General features: G+C 70.5%; 7 protein-coding genes and 2 pseudogenes. 3 read left to right on the top strand and 6 right to left on the bottom strand.

All coding sequences use genetic code 11. The features are described from left to right. Positions 1–164 precede the first annotated feature (164 nt). The gene (locus tag ACN28I_RS39170; protein ID WP_420946984.1) at positions 165–1,664 is read right to left on the bottom strand and encodes a carboxypeptidase M32; all 1,500 of its coding nucleotides are present in this window, start codon (positions 1,662–1,664) and stop codon (positions 165–167) included. Positions 1,665–1,731: 67 nt separating this feature from the next. On the opposite strand from ACN28I_RS39170, the gene ACN28I_RS39165 reads away from it, so the two are divergent. Together ACN28I_RS39165 and ACN28I_RS39160 are read left to right on the top strand one after the other, a co-directional pair. After that, a complete protein-coding gene (locus ACN28I_RS39165; RefSeq protein ID WP_420946983.1) occupies positions 1,732–2,277 on the top strand; it encodes a hypothetical protein in 546 nt (181 codons plus the stop codon). 59 nt (positions 2,278–2,336) lie between these two features. Further along, positions 2,337–3,029 carry a hypothetical protein gene (locus ACN28I_RS39160; protein ID WP_420946982.1) on the top strand — a complete coding sequence of 231 codons (693 nt, stop codon included), beginning with the start codon at positions 2,337–2,339 and terminating at the stop codon, positions 3,027–3,029. Positions 3,030–3,091: 62 nt separating this feature from the next. Here the strand turns inward: ACN28I_RS39160 and ACN28I_RS39155 are convergent, their stop codons facing one another. After that, entirely contained in the window at positions 3,092–4,711 is a 1,620-nt protein-coding gene (locus tag ACN28I_RS39155) for a peptide chain release factor 3 (RefSeq protein WP_420946981.1), read from the bottom strand. A gap of 188 nt (positions 4,712–4,899) precedes the next feature. Between ACN28I_RS39155 and ACN28I_RS39150 the strand changes: the two genes are divergently transcribed. Beyond that, complete coding sequence (locus ACN28I_RS39150; RefSeq protein WP_420946980.1) at positions 4,900–5,289, top strand: RidA family protein; 390 nt, start codon at positions 4,900–4,902, stop codon at positions 5,287–5,289. Positions 5,290–5,411: 122 nt separating this feature from the next. Here ACN28I_RS39150 and ACN28I_RS39145 read toward each other — a convergent pair whose 3' ends face one another. The 4 genes and pseudogenes from ACN28I_RS39145 to ACN28I_RS39130 form a co-directional block, all read right to left on the bottom strand. Beyond that, on the bottom strand, positions 5,412–5,783 hold the full coding sequence (locus ACN28I_RS39145) for a hypothetical protein (protein ID WP_420946979.1): 372 nt from the start codon (positions 5,781–5,783) through the stop codon (positions 5,412–5,414). 34 nt (positions 5,784–5,817) lie between these two features. Further along, positions 5,818–13,098 (bottom strand): annotated as a pseudogene (locus ACN28I_RS39140) (amino acid adenylation domain-containing protein); the annotation flags it as partial. Continuing rightward, entirely contained in the window at positions 13,095–16,382 is a 3,288-nt protein-coding gene (locus ACN28I_RS39135; RefSeq protein ID WP_420948801.1) for an SDR family oxidoreductase, read from the bottom strand. The gene ACN28I_RS39135 and the pseudogene ACN28I_RS39140, both read right to left, overlap by 4 nt. 196 nt (positions 16,383–16,578) lie before the next feature. Then, positions 16,579–17,625, bottom strand: a pseudogene (locus tag ACN28I_RS39130) (beta-ketoacyl synthase N-terminal-like domain-containing protein); the annotation flags it as partial. Positions 17,626–17,637: the final 12 nt, after the last annotated feature.

The raw sequence follows: 17,637 nt of genomic DNA, 5'->3' as shown, positions 1-17,637 counted from the left end.
GCCGACAACAACCTGGCGGCCGGCTCGCCCCCGTCCTTGTTTCCGGCGGGAGATATTTCCATTTCGAAAATATCTCTAAGCAGAAGCATCCCACCGCGCAACGCGGGACGGGGCCAAGGCCGCCCGGTTACCCTATGAGGAGGACACCGTGAACTCGCTGGCCCTCAGAGGGACACGCCGTAGAGGGCGCCGAACTTCGACTTGAGGTAGGCGAGGAAGTCCACGTCGGTGAGGCCCTGGCCCGTCACCTGGCGCACCAGGTCCTCGGCGGGCTGGCGGTGGCCCTCGGCGTGGACGTGGGTGCGCAGCCAGTCGCGCAGGGGCTTCAGCTCGCCGCGGGCGAAGCCGTCCTCCAGTTGCGGCAGGGCGCGCTTCGCCGCGCGGTAGAGGGACGCGGCGTAGAGGTTGCCCAGCGCGTACGTGGGGAAGTAGCCGAACTCGCCCCAGGCCCAGTGGATGTCCTGCAACACGCCCTGCGTGTCGTCCGGCGGGGTGACGCCCAGGAAGCGCCGCATGCGCTCGTTCCACGCCGAGGGCAGCTCGTTCAGCGGCAGCTCGTCGTGGATGAGCAGCAGCTCCAGCTCGTAGCGCAGGACGATGTGCAGGTTGTACGTCACCTCGTCCGCCTCCACGCGGATGAACGAGGGCGTGACGCGGTTGATGGCCGTGTGGAAGGTGTCCAGCTCCACGCCCGCGAGCGCCTGGGGGAAGGCCTCGCGCAACGCCGGGAAGTAGTGCGTCCAGAAGGGCCGGCCGCGCCCCACCAGGTTCTCCCACATGCGCGACTGCGACTCGTGCAGGCCCATGGAGGGCGCGTTCGCCAGCGGCGTGCGGGAGTGGGCCGGGGAGAAGCCCTGCTCGTACAGGCCATGCCCTCCCTCGTGCAGCGTGCTGAAGAGGGCCGTGAGCGAGCCCTCCTCCAGGTCCGTGGTGAGCCGCACGTCCGTGGCGTGCAGCCCGCTGGAGAAGGGGTGGATGCTCTTGTCCTGCCGCCCCGCCTCCAGGTCGAAGCCCATGTCCCCCAGCAGCCGCAGCGTGAAGCGCCACTGCGCCTCGGTGTCGAAGCGCCGGCCCTCGAAGAAGTCCGTCACCTTGCGCGGCGCCGCCTGGAGGGCCGCCACCAGCGGAATGAGGTTGTCCCGGAGCGCGCTGAGCACCGGGGTGAGGCGCTTCACGCGCATGCCGGGCTCGTAGCCCTCGAGCAGCGCGTTGTACCGGTCCCCGTCATGGCCGTAGGCGTCCGCCTGCTCGCGGCGGAGGACCAGCAGCCGCTCCAGCGCGGGCTGGAAGACGGAGAAGCGGTTCTGCTTGCGGGCCTCGCGCCACGCCACGAGGCCCCGGCTCTGCGCCTCGGCGAGCGCCTGCACCAGCCTCTTGGGCACCTTCACCGCCCGGTCGCGCTCCTGGGTGAGCACGCGCGCCATGGCCCGCTGGTCCTCGGTGAGGGCCTTGTTGCCCGCCGCCCAGTCGAGCAGCTCGCCCAGCCGGGGGTCGATCAGGCGCTCGTGGTGGATGCCCTGCAGGGTGGAGAGCTGGAAGGCCCGCGACTCGGCCCCCTTGGGGGGCAGGTAGGTCTCCTGGTCCCACGTGGCCAGACTGATGAGTCCACCGAGGTCCCGAAGCTCCTGCATCCGGGCGAGCAGCGCGTCGAAGGTCTTTTCCATGGCGGATTCTTTAGTCCGAATCGCCTCGGACTTCCGCAATGCGCGGCATTCGGTTAATTGCCCCACCATGGCCACCCAGCTTCAGTTCTTCATGTCCCCCGACGACGAGGTCGCCTTCTTCCGCTTCCTCGAGCGCTTCGAGCTGGAGGTGTACCCCCGGCGCGTCCCCCCGGACTGGAAGCCCTTCCGGGCGAGCGAGGAGAATGTCCCCAACCTGCCCGAGGAGGACGTCTACCTGGTGGCCGTCGCCATCGGGCCGGCCATCGTGGACAAGATGAAGCGCGGCCCGGACAAGGGCTTCTGGCGCATCGACGAGGTGCGCTCGCCCGTCATCTTCATGGAGCGCTGCCGGATGAACGAGGAGGGCGAGCTGCTCAGCGGCCAGCTCTGGGCCGAGCTGGATGTGACGCCCCAGACGGGCCGCGTGGACGCCACCTCGGACAAGTTCCGGCGCCTGTACCGCGAGATCGAGGAGTACCTGAAGAAGACCTTCCGCAGGGGTGACCCCAAGGCCTTCTTCGTCGGCCCCAAGGCCGCGCGCCTCTACAAGGAGACCCGCCTGGTGCTGCGCGACTCGGCCCACCGCGGCGGCACGGTGGTGCCCTACAAGTGAATTAGACTCCGTCTCCGCCCCGGCATCTGTGGTGCCGGCCGTTACCCGGAGACGCGACCTTGCGACGATTCCCTTCCCTCCTCCTTCCCCTCTCGCTCGGCCTCGTCCTCGCGGCCGCCTCCTGCGACCCCGACGAGCCCGGTGACGGCTCCGGCAACGACGCGGGCATGGAGGAACCCCTCCCGGACGCGGGCGGGGACGCGGGGGAGGAGACTGATGCGGGGCTCGACGCGGGCACCGAGGCCGACGCGGGGACCGAGGAGCCCGGTGAGCCCTGCACCCTCACCGACCCCCAGCCCTCCATGTGCGGCTATGGCTCGTTCTGCGGCGCCAGCAGCACCTGCCAGACCGTGCCCGCCCCCACCTGCGAGAACTTCAACAAGTTCCCCGTCTCGTGGGACCCGGCCACCTCGTCCGGCCCCGTCATCTACGGCGCCGAGCTGCTCTCCTTCGCGGCCGACGCCACGAATTGCTTCTCCGGGCGTCCCATGCGCATCCGGACCCGCATCCGGGCCTATTCACCCTCGGGCCGCCTTCCCACGACCCCTTCCGAGCTCGCGGCCGTGTTCAGCTATGTCCGCCCGGATGGCTCGAGCGTGGTGGACGCCAGCCAGTACAGCAACGTCGTGACCAGCGGAGATCTCACGCACACGGAGTTCGAGGTGCGCGTCTGCGTCAGCGATCTGCCCACCGTCAACCTCGGCTTCTACTTCGAGGAAGGGAACGGGTACTGCCAGACCGCTACCCGGTAGCGCCCGGGCCACGGGCTCGACTCGGGGCCCGTGGCACCCTCACCCCGGGGGGCTTGCTGCTCTCAGCTCCCCGTGTTCTCCAGCAGGCGCAGCATCGGCGCCGCCGACAGGAACTTCAGCTCCGGGTGCTTCTCCTCCGCGTGCTGCAGCGCCCAGTCGTCACGAAACAGCACCAGCGGCAGCCCGTCCCGGTCCTGCACCGTCTGCCGGTTGCCTTCCCAGTCGAACTTCTTCGGATCGAAGTCCGGCCCCACCACCCACCGCGCGTGGCTGAACGGCAGCCGGTCCAGCATGATCCGCGCCCCGTACTCGTGCTCCACCCGGTACTGCAGCACTTCGAACTGCAGCGCTCCCACCACGCCCACGATGGGATCCTTCATCCCCATCCCGAGCTGCTGGAAGATCTGCACCGTGCCCTCCTCGGAGAGCTGCTCCAGCCCCTTCTCCATCTGCTTGCGCCGCAGCGGATCCTTCGAGCGGACGATCGCGAAGTACTCCGGGCTGAAGCGCGGCACGCTGTCGAACAGCAGGTCCTCGCCCTCGCACAGCGTGTCGCCGATGCGGAACATGCCCGGATCGAACAGGCCGATCACGTCCCCGGGCCACGCGTCCTCGATGGCCGTGCGCTCGGCCGCGAGGAACTGGCTCGGCTTGGCCAGGCGCACTTCCTTGCCCAGCCGCGAGTGGAACGCGCTCATCCCCTTCGTGTACCGGCCCGACACCACCCGCATGAACGCGATGCGGTCCCGGTGCGAGGGGTCCATGTTCGCCTGGATCTTGAACACGAAGCCCGCGAACTTCGGATGCGTGGGCTCGCGCGGCCCGGCCTTCGTCAGACGCGACGTGGGCGCCGGCGCCAGCTCCAGGAAGTGGTCCAGGAACGGCCGCACACCGAAGTTCGTCATCGCGCTGCCGAAGAACATCGGCGTCAACTGGCCCTGCTCCACCTTCTCCCGGGTGAACTCGTCGCCGCCGATGTCCAGCAGCTCGATCTCCTCCTTGAGCGTGGCCAGCTCGCGCTCGTTGAGCACCGAGTGGATGTCCGGCGAGTCGATGGACACGGAGTGCTCGGCCACCTCGGACTCGCCGTGACGGCCCTCGGCCGCGAAGACGTGCACCACCTTGGACTGCCGGTCATACACGCCCCGGAACTCCGGCCCCATGCCAATGGGCCAGTTCATCGGGTAGGCGCGGATGCCGAGCACCTGCTCCAGCTCGTCCATGAGCTCCAGCGGCGCACGGCCCCAGCGGTCCAGCTTGTTGACGAAGGTGAAGATGGGGATGCCGCGCATGCGGCAGACCTTGAAGAGCTTCTTGGTCTGCGGCTCGACGCCCTTGGCCGCGTCGATGAGCATCACCGCCGAGTCCGCCGCCGCCAACGTGCGGTAGGTGTCCTCGGAGAAGTCCTGGTGGCCCGGGGTGTCCAGCAGGTTCACCGCGTGGCCCCGGTAGGGGAACTGGAGCACCGAGGACGTCACGGAGATTCCGCGCTCCTTCTCCAGCTCCATCCAGTCACTCGTCGCGTGGCGGCTCGCACGCCGGGCCTTCACGCTGCCGGCCAGGTGGATGGCGCCGCCGTAGAGCAGCAGCTTCTCGGTAAGCGTCGTCTTACCGGCGTCGGGGTGGGAGATGATCGCGAAGGTTCGCCGACGGGCGACTTCCTGGTCGAGCTCGGATGCCATATCGGGATTGGAACTATCACGGGGCGTGCGTTTTTTCGCGGGGTTCCACATATCGGACCCGTTCCGCCGGAAAGCCTCCGGGCGGACAGGCCCCTCCCCGCCTCCAGGCACACCCCATGTATGTCCCCACTCCCGCTCCCAGAGGGCTAGGGTGGGGGGCTGCTTCACCCCTGCACCCCAGGAGACCCATGCAGCGCACCACCTACTCCACCGGCACCGCCTGGGAACCCCGTGTGGGCTACTGCCGCGCCGTCCGCGTGGGGCCCTTCGTCTCCGTCTCCGGCACCACCGCCACGGACGCGTCCGGCCAGGTGGTGGGCGAGGGAGACATCTACGCCCAGACCGTCCAGGCGCTCACCAACATCCAGACGGCACTCGAGGCCCTGGGGGCCCGCCTGGAGCACGTGGTCCGTACCCGCATGTACGTGACGGACATCTCCCTCTGGGGCGACGTGGGCCGGGCCCATGGCGAGTTCTTCGCCACCATCCGCCCCGCCACCACCATGGTGGAGGTGACCCGCCTCATCGACCCGGTCATGCTCGTGGAGATCGAGGCCGAGGCCATCGTCCCCGACTGAACGGGGAACCGGCGTAGCCCGATGAGCCCTTCAGCCCGCCCTCTTCTGGGAGGAGGGCTCGGGAGGCGGGTGGGAGGCGGCCAGCTCGCGCACGGGCCGCTCCGGCTCCGCGACAACGTCCGTCAGCAGGGCCTCGAAACAGTCCCGCATGGCCTGGATCGTCTCCGGAGCGAAGACTCGGCCCGGTATTCGAAGCTGCCACCCAGCCCCTCGGGGCCTTCGGACATGCTCAGCTTCACGTCGTACAGGCTCACGCCGCGCGACATCATCACCGGGTGCACGTCCAGGCCCGGCACGCCCGAGCGCTGCCCGTCACGGCTGGAGAAGGTGAAGCCCGCCTTGCACGGTCCGGGCAGCAGCTTCATCAGCTCCACGTGCGGAAGCCCCTGATGCTCGAAAGCCTCCAGGCACGCCGTCCGCACCTGCCCGAGCACCTCGCGGAAGGAGGGCGTGCCCGAGAGATCGGCGCGGATGACGAAGTAGCCGGCGAACATGCCGATCATCCCCTCGAGCTTCCGGGCGCGGACGCTGCGCATGGGCGAAGCCCACGTAGATGTCCTCCTGCCGCGCGTAGCGTGAGAGCAGCACCTGGTAGGCCGTGAGCGCCAACATGAACAGGGAGACGCCCTCCCGGCGGCACAAGGCGCGGAGCTGCTCGGCGAGCTCGGGCGGCAGGAGGAAGTTCACGTTGGCGCTGCGGAACTGCTCCTGCGCGGGAACGGGGAAGTCGAGCGGGAGCCTCAGGTCCGCGGGCAACGCCGCCAGCCTCCGCGCCCAGTAGGAGCGCACCCGCTCCAGGGTCTCGCCCTGCATCCACTGCCGCTGCCAGCGGGTGAAGTCGCGGTACTGGAGCGCCGGCTCGGGAAGCAGCGAGGGCGCGCCCTCCCGGTAGGCGACGTAGAGCGCCGCCAGCTCCCCCACGAGCACCGTCAGGGACACGAAGTCCATGAGGGCGTGGTGCATGTTCATCAACAGCACATGCACCGTCTCCGAGATCCGGAAGAGGTGGCAGCGCACCAGCGGGCCGTGGGCCAGCTCGAACGGACGCAGCACCTCCTGCTCCACCCGCCTCCGGGCCTCCGCCTGCCGCTCCTCCTCCGGCAACGACTCGAGCGAGCTCACCGGGAGCTCCACCTCATACGGCGCACTGATGTGCTGGACCGGCACGCCTTCGCGCATGGGGAACGTCGTGCGCAGGCTCTCGTGACGGCGGATGAGCTCCGTCAGGCTCCGGCGCATCGCCTCCACGTCGAGCATTCCGTTCAGCAGCAGCGCCAGGGGCGTGGAGTTCACCACGCTGTCCGCGCCACCCTGCTCGGGAGACCAGTACGCCTCCTGGCCAAAGGAGAGCGGCAGGTATTCGGCCGGTGGCGTGGGAAGAACCGGAGGCAACGCGGCCCCCGGCGCGTCCCGTAGAGAGGCACGCTTCTCCGCCAGCCCGGCCACCGTGGGCTGATTGAAGATGTCCCGCAGGGAGATCTCCTGCCCGAGGGCCGCCCTGAGCCGCGACACGAGCTGGTTGGCCAACAGGGAGTGGCCGCCCAGGTCGAAGAAGTTGTCGTGGATGCCCACGCGCTCCACCCCGAGCACATCCGCCCAGATGGAGGACAGCAGCTCCTCCACCGCATTGCGTGGGGCCACGAACGCCACTCCCAACTCGGGCCGCTCCGCTCCCGGTACCGGCAGCGCCTTGCGGTCCACCTTCCCGCTGGACGTCAGCGGCAGCACCTCCAGCTCCATCAGCACCGAGGGCACCATGTAGTCGGGCAGCTTCGCCTTGAGGCCCTCGCGCACGGCTCCTGCCTCGACCGCCACGCCCTCCTGCCGGACGTAGTAGCCCACCAGCCGCTTGTCGCCGGTCTCCTGGCGTACCACCACCACCGCGTCGGCCACGCCGGGCTGCTGGCGGAGCACCGCCTCCACCTCGCCCAGCTCGATGCGGAAGCCACGCACCTTCACCTGCGCGTCCGCACGGCCCACGTACTCCAGGGCGCCACCCTCCACCCACTTCACCACGTCACCCGTGCGGTACAGCCTCGCTCCCGCTTCACCGCTGAGCGCGTCCGGCACGAACTTCTCCGCCGTCAGGTCCGCCCGGCCCAGGTAGCCGCGCGCCACGCCCTCGCCTCCCACGTACAGCTCTCCGGCCACGCCCACCGGCACCGGCATTCCCTGCCCGTCCAGCACGTACACGCGCACGTTGCGCCACGGCTTGCCAATCACCCCCGCCCGCTGCTCCTCCACCTCCTTGTTGATGGTCGCGCACACCGTCACTTCCGTCGGGCCGTACGCGTTGAGCAGCTTCCTGCCTGGCTTCCACTTGCCCACCACCTCCCGCGTGCACGCCTCTCCGGCGGAGATGATTGTCTCCACTCCCTCCAGCCCCTCCACCCCCTGCTGCGCCAGCACCGTCGGCGTCAGCGTCACCATGCTGATGCGCTGCTCCAGCAGCGTCTTCGTCAGCGGTGCTCCCGGCATCAGCTCCTCGCGCTTCGCCAGGCACAGGCACGCCCCCGCCACGAGCGTCGAGAACACCTCGCACACCGAGGCGTCGAAGCTCATCGAGGCGTACTGCAGCACCCGGCTGTCCTCGCGAACTCCGTGCTCCTCGCCCGCCGCCAGTGCCGTATTCACCAGGCCCCGGTGCCTCACCATCACGCCCTTGGGCCTGCCCGTGCTTCCCGACGTGAAGATGACGTACGCCAGGTTGTCGCCACTCACCCCCGACTCCACCCGCCCCTCGAGCTGCTGCTCCACCCGCGCCCAGTCCTCATCCAGGCGCACCACGTGCTTGCCTTGCGCCGGCAGCTCGTCGGCCAGCTTCCCCTGCGTCAGCAGCACCGGCAGCGCCGCCTCCTGCATCATCATCGCGAGCCGATCGGCCGGGTAGCCCGGGTCCAGCGGCACGTACGCGCCGCCCGCCTTGAGGATGCCCAGCATCCCCACCACCAGCTCCACCGAGCGCTCCATGCTCAGCCCCACCATCACCTCCGGCCCCACCCCCAAGCCCTTGAGGTGCCGCGCCAGCTTGTTGGCCCTGCGGTCCAACTCCGCGTAGCTGAGCGTCTGGCCCTCGAACGACACCGCCGGTGCCTGCGGCGCACGAGCCACCCGCGCCTCGAACAGCTCGTGTGCGCAGGCCTCCCGCGGCAAGGCCACGGCCGTCTGGTTCCAGTCGCGCACCACCCGCTGGCGCTCCTCCACCCCCATCACCTCCAGCTCCGTCACCCTCCGGCCCGGGTTCTCCGCCATCTGGCCCAGCACCCTTTCGAAGTGCCCGGCCATCCGCTGGATCGTCCCCGCGTCGAACAGGTCCGTGCTGTACTCCCACACGCTCTGCAAACCGTTCGGCGTCTCCTCCAACGAGACGACCAGATCCAGCTTCGACGTCCCCGTCTCGAAATTGACGGCGCTCATCGTCAGCCCCGGCAGCTCCAGCCTGGCCGTGGGCGTGTTCTGCAGGAGCAGCGACACCTGGAAGATCGGCGCGTGCCCGAGGCTCCGCTCCGGGTTCAGCTCTTTGACCAGCGCCTCGAAAGGCAGCTCCTGGTGCGCGTAGGCCCCCAGCGTCGTCTCACGGACGCGCGCGAGCAACTCCTTGCACGTCGGGTTCCCCGAGAGGTCCCCGCGCAACACGAGCTGGTTGATGAAGAAGCCGATCAGCCCCTCCGTCTCCAGGCGGTTGCGGCCCGCGATGCCCGTGCCAACGACGATGTCCTCCTGCCCCGAGTAGCGGCCGAGCAGCACCTGGAAGCCCGCCAGCAGCGTCATGAAGGACGTGACGCCTTCACCGCGGCTCAGCCGCTCGAGGGACTTCGTCAGCTCGGCGGACAGACGCCGGACGTGGTGGGAACCGCGGTAGCTCTGCACCGCCGGACGCGGCTTGTCCGTGGGGAGCTCGAGCAGCGCGGGCGCCCCCTGGAGCCGCTGCCGCCAGTACGCGAGTTGCGCCTCCAGCGCCTCACCCTTCAACCAGCCTCGCTGCCAGGCCGCGTAGTCCGCGTACTGGATGCGCAGCTCGGGCAGCGGCGAGGGCTTCCCGGCGGAAAAGGACTCGTAGAGCACCGCCACCTCTCGCAACAGGATGCCCGTCGACCAGCCGTCGGAGACGATGTGGTGCATCGTCAGGAACAACACGTGCTCCCGCTCGGACAGCCGCAGCAACCCGAGCCGGACCAGCGGACCCCGTGACAGGTCGAAGGGCTTGCGCGCCTCTTCCTCCGTCAGCCGCACGACCTCCGCCCGCTGCTCCCCCTCGGGGAGCGCACTCAGGTCCACCGCCACCAGCGGCGTCACGTGCGCGGGGTGGATGCGCTGCACGGCCTCCTGCCCCTCGGCCTGGAACGTCGTCCGCAGCACCTCGTGCCGACGGAGGATCTCCTCGAAGCACCGCTCCATCACCTGGACGTCGAGCACACCCTCGAGCCGGACGGCCGCGGGAATGTTGTAGAGGGGATTTTGCGGCTCGAGCTGATCCAGGAACCACAACCGCTGCTGCGCGAACGAGAGCGGCAGCGCCCCGTCCCTCGGCGCCGGCACCAGCGCGGGCACCTGCTGACCATTGGCCCGAGCCTGGAGCTCCTCCACCTTCCGGGCCACGCTCTCCACCTTCGGCGCCGCGAAGAAGTCCTGCAGCGGCAGCTCCACGCCCAGCACCTCGCGAAGCCGGGAGATGACCTGCGTGGCCAGCAGGGAGTGGCCGCCCAGGTCGAAGAAGCTGTCGTGGACTCCCACGCGCTCCACCCCGAGCACTTCCGCCCAGACGGACGCCAGCAACTCCTCCACCGGATTGCGCGGCGCCACGAACGCCACTTCCAGCTCCGGCCGCTCCGCTCCCGGCTCCGGCAGCGCCTTGCGGTCCACCTTCCCGCTGGACGTCAGCGGCAGCACCTCCAGCTCCATCAGCGCCGCGGGCACCATGTACTCGGGCAGCTTCGCCTTGAGGCCCTCGCGCACCGCTCCCGCCGTTACCTCCACGCCCTCCTCGCGCACGTAGTAGCCCACCAGCCGCTTCTCACCGCCGTCCTCCCTCGCCACCACCACCGCGTCCGCCACACCGGGCTGCTGGCGGAGCACCGCCTCCACCTCGCCCAGCTCGATGCGGAAGCCACGCACCTTCACCTGCGCGTCCGCACGGCCCACGTACTCCAGTGCGCCACCCTCCACCCACTTCACCACGTCACCCGTGCGGTACAGCCTCGCGCCCTGCTCCCCGCTGAGCGCGTCCGGCACGAACTTCTCCGCCGTCAGGTCCGCCCGGCCCAGGTAGCCGCGCGCTACGCCCTCGCCTCCCACGTACAGCTCCCCGGCCACTCCCACCGGCACCGGCATTCCCTGCCCGTCCAGCACGTACACGCGCACGTTGCGCCACGGCTTGCCGATCACCCCCGCCCGCTGCTCCTCCACGTCCCTGTTGATGGTCGCGCACACCGTCACTTCCGTCGGGCCGTACGCGTTGAGCAGCTTCCTACCTGGCTTCCACTTGCCCACCACTTCCCGCGTGCACGCCTCTCCGGCGGAGATGATCGTCTCCACTCCCTCCAGCCCCTCCACCCCCTGCTGCGCCAGCACCGTCGGCGTCAGCGTCACCATGCTGATTCGCTGCTCCAGCAGCGTCTTCGTCAGCGGTGCTCCCGGCATCAGCTCCTCGCGCTTCGCCAGGCACAGGCACGCCCCCGCCACGAGCGTCGAGAACACCTCGCACACCGAGGCGTCGAAGCTCATCGAGGCGTACTGCAGCACCCGGCTGTCCTCCCGAACTCCGTGCTCCTCGCCCGCCGCCAGCGCCGTGTTCACCAGGCCCCGGTGCCTCACCATCACGCCCTTGGGCCTGCCCGTGCTCCCCGACGTGAAGATGACGTACGCCAGGTTGTCACCCACGACTCCGGCCGCCACGCGTCCCTCGGGCTGCCGCTCCATCTGTGCCCAGTCCTCATCCAGGCACACCAACTGCTCGCCGCCAGCCGGCAGCTCGTCGGCCAGATGCCCCTGCGTCAGCAGCACCGGCAGTGCCGCCTCCTGCATCATCATCGCGAGCCGATCGGACGGATAGCTCGGGTCGAGCGGCACGTACGCTCCGCCCGCCTTGAGGATGCCCAGCATCCCCACCACCAGCTCCACCGACCGCTCCACGCACAGGCCCACCCGCACCTCGGGCCCCACTCCGAGCCCCCGCAGGTGCCGCGCCAGCTTGTTGGCCCTGCGGTCCAACTCCGCGTAGCTGAGCGTCTGGCCCTCGAACGACACCGCTGGGGCCTGCGGTGCACGGTCCACCCGGGCCTCGAACAGCTCGTGCGCGCAGGCTTCGCGCGGCAACTCCGCCGCCGTCCGGTTCCACTCGCGCACCACCCGCTGGCGCTCCTCCGCCCCCATCACCTCCAGCTCCATCACCTTCCGGTCCGGAGCCTCCACCACCTGGCCCAGCACCCTTTCGAAGTGCTCGGCCATCCGCTGGATCGTCCCCGCGTCGAACAGGTCCCTGCTGTACTCCCACACGCTCTGCAACCCGTCCGGGCCCTCCATCAAGTGGAGGCTCAGGTCGAGCTTCGCCATGCCCACCATGGCCTTCTGGGGCTTCAGGCGCAGGCCCGGCACGTCGATGGAGCCCACCGGCGCGTTCTGGAGGTTGAAGGACACCCGGTAGAACGGCGTGTGGCCCGGATCCCTCTCCGGCTGCAGCTCCGCCGCGAGGTGCTCCAGCGGCAGCTCCTGGTGCGCATAGGCGCCCAGGCTCGTCTCCTTCACCCGGCGCAGTGCCTCCAGGAAGGTCGGGTTCCCCGAGAGGTCCGTCCGCATCACGAGCGTGTTGATGAAGAAGCCGATCAGCCCCTCCACCTCACGCCGGTTGCGGCCCGCGATGGGGATGCCCACCGCCACGTCCGCCTGCCCCGCACGCCGCGCCAGCACCACCTTCAGGGCCGCCAGCAGCACCATGAAGAGCGAGCTGCCCTGCCGCTGCGCCAGCGCCTGCAACTGCTCCACCCGCGCCCTGGGAATCACGAAGGAGTGCGTCGCCCCCCGGAAGGAGGGCACGGCCGGCCGCGGGCGATCCGCCGGCAGCTCCAACATCGTCAGCCCCGCGAGCTGCTTCCTCCAATACGCGAGCTGCTCCTCCAGCACCGGGCCCTTCAGCCACTCCCGCTGCCACCGGGCGTAATCGCCATACTGCATCGGCAGCGCCGGAAGCATCGAGGACCGTCCCGCCACCCGGGCGAGGTACAGCTCGGTCAGGTCGCGCATCAGCACGCCCATGGACCAGATGTCGAACACGATGTGGTGCAGCGTCATCACCACCAGGTGCTCGCGCTCGCTCAGCCGAAGCAGCGCCATCCGCATCAGCGGACCCTTCGAGAGATCGAAGGGACGCATCAGCTCCTCACGTGCCAGCCGCTCGGCCTCCGAGGCCCGCTCCGGCTCCGGCACGCCCTGGAGGTCCACCACGGGCACCTCCACCTTCGACGTGGGAGACACCACCTGGACCGGCTGGCCCTTCTCCTCGGCGAAGTGGGTCCTCAGCACCTCATGGCGCTCGACGAGGGCCTCGACGGCGCGCGTGAAGGCGCCCACGTCCAGCGCGCCCTCGATGCGGAAGAGCGCCGGCAGGTTGTACACCGACTGCCCGGGCTGCATCCGGTCGATGAACCACAACCGGTGCTGCGCGAAGGACAGGGGCAATGGCTGGGAGGGGTCCCTCGTCACCGCCGGAGCCTGGGCCCGCTGCGCCGCTTTCGCCTCCTCCTCCAGCTTGCGCAGCAGCTTCTCGCGCTTCTCGGGAGGCAGGTTCGCAATCCGCTTCGCCAGGTCACTCATTCCTCGGCCTCCAGCTCCGCCAACATCGCCGCCAGCTTGTCCTCGTCGGTGCTCGCCGCCGCCCGGGCCTGGACCACCACCAGGGCCACTCCCGCCACCGTGGGAGTCTCGAAAACAGCACGCAGCGGTACGTCCACCTGAAACGACTCACGCACCCGCGACACCATCTGCGTCCCCAGCAGCGAGTGGCCGCCCAGTTCGAAGAAGTTGTCGTGAATGCCCACCTGCTCGATGCCGAGCAGCTCCTGCCACAGCGCGGCGATCTGGCTCTCGGACTCGTTGCGCGGCGCCACGTACGGGTTGGGGAGCCGCGGCCGGGCATGCGCCGGACGGCTGCCCGTGGACGCCTGGGCCTCGGTGGAGGACACGGGCGCGCGTTGCACCCAGAGCGCCAGGCGGGCGGAGAGGTCCCCCGTGGAGACGAGCCACCGGCCTCCCTCTCCCGTCGCCAGCACCCGCTGGAAGCACTGGAGTCCTTCTTCGAAGGAGAGCGCCAGCCGCTCCTTGTCCTTGGCCCATCCGTCCCAGCCCACGCTCAGCCACCGCGTGGTACCGGCCCGCGCCCGCTGGAGCGCGAAGGCGTCCATGAAGGCGTTGGCCGATGCATAGGCGGCGAAGCCCAGGCCACCCAGCACGGCGGCCAGCGAGGACTGCAGCACCACGAAGTCGAGCTCCCGTCCCTCCAGCGCCTGGGCCAGCACCCGCAGCCCGTGCACCTTCGCGACGAACTGCGCGTCACACCGCGCCACGTCCGCCTCGAGCACCGGGACGTGGGTGTCCGCGCCGATGCTGCCGGCCGAGTGCACCACCCCGTGCAGCGCGCCGAAGTGGGCCTGGGTCCGCTCCAGGACCGTCCGCAGCTGCTCCGGCTGGGACACGTCCGCGCGGAGCACCAGCACCCGCGCGCCCGCACGCTCGAGCGCCAGCAACCGGCGCACCTTGCGTGACGTCTCGTCCGCCTCGCCATGCGCGGCGAGCCACGCCTCCCACTCGCCACGGGCCGGGAAGTGCGAGCGGCCCACCAGCACCAGGCTCGCCCGGGCCACCGTGCCCAGGTGCTCGGCGATGGCGAGGCCGATGCGCCCCAGTCCTCCGGTGATGAGGTAGACGCCGCCCTCGCGCAGGGACACCGCTCCCGGAGCGGGCTCGGGCAACCGCGACGACACGTAGGTCTCCACCCAACGCTTGCCGCCGCGCCAGGCCACCACCGGCTCACTCGCGGGCACCGCCAGCTCCGCCAACAGGTGCTCCACCAGCCGCGTCCCGCCGGGTCCGCCCGCCTCGGGCAGCGCCACGTCAATGGAGCGGCAACGCCACCCCGGCCCCAGCTCCTGCGGCAGCACCTTGCAGGGGCCCAGCACCAGCGCCTTCTCCGGCTCCAGCGCTTCCGACCCCGTCACATCCTGCAGGCCATTGGTGATGAGCGACAGCTCGACCGGTGCGGAGGCCGCGTGCGCATGGAAGGCACGCCCCAGGTACAGCGGAGCGTAGAAGCCGAGCGCCAGCCGCTCCTCCAGTGAGGCCTGCCCGCCAACGGCCGGCTCATGGGTGACGCCCCACAGGTGGGCGATGCGCTCCGGCAGCGGGCCGTCCTCGCGCAGCGCGCTCAGCAGCCGCGCGTAGTGCTCCTCGCACCGCGGATCGATGGCGTAGCGCCGGGGGCCCGAGCGCGAGAAGGACTCCCCCGCGACGACGCCCACCACCTCGGCTCCGGCGGCCTCCAGGCGCGCCACCAGCCGCTCGCCGAGCCCCACCGCATCGAGGAACACGAGCCACCGGCTCCCCGTGAGGGCCGGCGCGTCGTGAACCGCGAGGCGCTCCTGCTTCCAGGCCGGGGTGTAGAACCAGTCCGCCAGCTCCGGCTTCCGCGTCACCGGCCCCTTCGGCTGCGCGGGCGTCAGCTCGGCGCCGCGCCCCTGCTCCACCCAGTAGCGCTCGCGCTGGAAGGGGTACGTGGGCAGCGGCACCCGGCGGCGCTTCTCCGAGTTGTAGAGCTTCACGCCCTCCAGCCGCACCCCGTCCAGCCACAGCCGCCCCGCCGTCTCCAGCAGGAAGGCCAGGTCCGGCCGCGGCTCGCGCGGGTGGCGCAGCGAGGGAAGGATGAGGGGCAGCGCTCCCGGCGAGGCCACCTGCCGGGCGAAGGTGCCCAACACCTGCCCGGGGCCGACCTCGAGGAGGATGCGGCCCGGCTCGGCCAGCAGCGTCGCCAGCCCGTCACCGAAGCGCACGGTGCGCCGCAGGTGCTCCACCCAGTAGCCGGCATCCGTCGCCTGCTCCGGGGAGATCCACTTCCCCGTCACGTTGGAGACATAGGGAATGCGCGGAGCGAACAGGCGCACCTGGCGCACCCGCGCCGCGAAGGCGTCGAGGATGGGCTCCATCATCGCCGAGTGGAAGGCATGCGAGGTGTGCAGGCGGCGGTGGGACACCCCGCGCCGGTCCATCACGGCCTCCAGCGCGCTCACCGCGTCCGGAGGTCCCGACACCACGCAGAGCGAGGGCCCATTGACGGCGGCCAGCGCCAGGGACTCGCCCAGCAGCGGCCGCACTTCCTGCTCCGGCAGCGACACGGAGAGCATCGCGCCGCCCGGCAGCTCCTGCATGAGCCGCCCGCGCGCCGCCACCAGCGACAGCGCGTCCTCCAGCGACATCACGCCCGCGAGGCACGCCGCCACGTACTCGCCGAGGCTGTGGCCCACCATGGCCCACGGCTTGATGCCCCACGACATCCACAGCCGCGCCAGGGCGTACTCGGTGACGAAGAGCGCGGGCTGCGTGAGGTCCGTCCGCTCCAGCCTGCGGGAGGCTTCCTCACGCTTCGCCTCCGGCGCGAACAGCAGTTGCCTCAGGTCGAGGCCCAGGTGCGGCAGCAACTGCTCGCAGCAGGCGTCCACGTGCTTGCGGAAGACGGGCTCCGACTCGTAGAGCCCCGCTCCCATGCCCGCGTACTGCGCGCCCTGGCCGGGGAACATGAAGACCACGGGGCGCTCCCCCGCCTCCTGCTCCTGGGTGAGCAGGCGCTGAGGGTCGCGCGACGCCAGTGCCGCGCGTGCGTCGCTCGTGTCGCGGCAGACCACCACCCTCCGGTGCTCGAAGCGCTTGCGCCCCACCAGCAGGGTGTGGGCCACGTCCGCCAGCTCCAGCTCCGGGTTGCGCTCGAGGTGCGTGGCGAGGTTGTCCGTCGCCGCCTCCAGGGCCTGGGGCGTGCGCGCGGACAGCGTCAGCAGGTGCCAGGGCCGGGCGCTCGCGGGGGCCGGCGCGGTGCGGGGCGCCTCCTCGAGGATGACGTGCGCGTTGGTGCCACCGATACCGAAGGAGGCTCACTCCCGCGCGGCGCGGGGCCCCCTGCGTCTCCCAGGGGCGCGGGGTGGCGTTGATGAAGAAGGGCCCGCTCGCGAGGTCCAGGCGCGGGTTGGGGCGCTCGAAATTCAGGCTGGGCGGGAGGAAGCGGTGACGGAGCGCGAGCGCCGTCTTGATGAGCCCGGTCACGCCCGCCGCCGCGTCCAGGTGGCCGACGTTCGTCTTCACCGAGCCGAGGGCACACGTGTTCGGCACCCCGCCCCGGAAGGCCTTGTTGAGCGCGGCGACTTCTATCGGGTCGCCCAGCGGCGTCCCCGTCCCGTGCGCTTCGACGTACTGGATGGAGGAAGGCTCCACCCCGGCCATGCCGAGGGCCTCGGCGACGACCGCCGCCTGTCCCGCCACGCCGGGCGCGGTGTAACCCACGCGATCCGCGCCGTCGTTGTTCACGGCCGAGCCGCGGATGACGGCGTGGATGAGGTCCCCATCCGCCAGCGCGTCTTCCAGGCGCTTGAGCACCACCACCCCCACGCCCGAGCCGCGCACCGCTCCGCTGGAGCGCTCGTCGAAGGCCCGGCAGTGCCCGTCCGGAGAGGACACGTCCCCCTCGCGGTAGAGGTACCCGCTGCGCTGGGGCAGCGAGATGGAGACGCCTCCGGCCAGCGCCAGATCGGACTCACCCGACATCAGGCTCTGGCAGGCCAGGTGCACGGCCACCAGCGAAGTCGAGCACGCCGTCTGCACGGCCACGGCCGGTCCGCGCAGCCCCAGCTCGTGGGCCACCCGCGTGGGCAGGAAGTCCTTCTCGTTGCCGATGGCCAACTGGAAGCTGCCCGCCGAGCGCAGCAGGTCCGGCCGCGACAGCAGGTTCTTGTAGAGGTACGAGGACGCGCCCGCCCCGGCGAAGAGGGCGATGGAGCGCTGGAAGGACTCGCTGACGTAGCCCACCTGCTCCAGCGCCGCCCACGCGCACTCCAGGAAGAGGCGCTGCTGCGGATCCAACAGCTCGGCCTCGCGAGGGCTGAAGCCGAAGAAGGCCGCGTCGAAGAGCTCCACGCCCTCCAGCAGGAACCCGGCCTTGACGTAGCCGGGCTTGGAGACGAGCTCCCGGTCCACCCCCGCGGCCGCCAGGTCCTCGTCCGTGAGCTGCGTGAGGGACTCCACACCCTCGCGCAGGTTGCGCCAGAAGGCCTCCACATCCCCGGCCCCTGGAAAGCGTCCCACCATCCCGATGATCGC

Origin of the sequence: Archangium gephyra, assembly GCF_049060025.1 — a bacterium.
GTDB classification, from domain to species: domain Bacteria; phylum Myxococcota; class Myxococcia; order Myxococcales; family Myxococcaceae; genus Archangium; species Archangium gephyra_A.
Note: the sequence above shows the minus strand (reverse complement) of the source record. Positions and strands in the feature narration are given on the sequence as shown.

Excerpts from the sequence above, each read along its gene's own strand:
- ACN28I_RS39170 (WP_420946984.1), bottom strand. The coding sequence starts at position 1,664 with ATGGAAAAGACCTTCGACGCGCTGCTCGCCCGGATGCAGGAGCTTCGG.
- ACN28I_RS39165 (WP_420946983.1), top strand. The coding sequence starts at position 1,732 with ATGGCCACCCAGCTTCAGTTCTTCATGTCCCCCGACGACGAGGTCGCC.
- ACN28I_RS39155 (WP_420946981.1), bottom strand. The coding sequence starts at position 4,711 with ATGGCATCCGAGCTCGACCAGGAAGTCGCCCGTCGGCGAACCTTCGCG.
- ACN28I_RS39150 (WP_420946980.1), top strand. The coding sequence starts at position 4,900 with ATGCAGCGCACCACCTACTCCACCGGCACCGCCTGGGAACCCCGTGTG.
- ACN28I_RS39145 (WP_420946979.1), bottom strand. The coding sequence starts at position 5,783 with ATGTTCGCCGGCTACTTCGTCATCCGCGCCGATCTCTCGGGCACGCCC.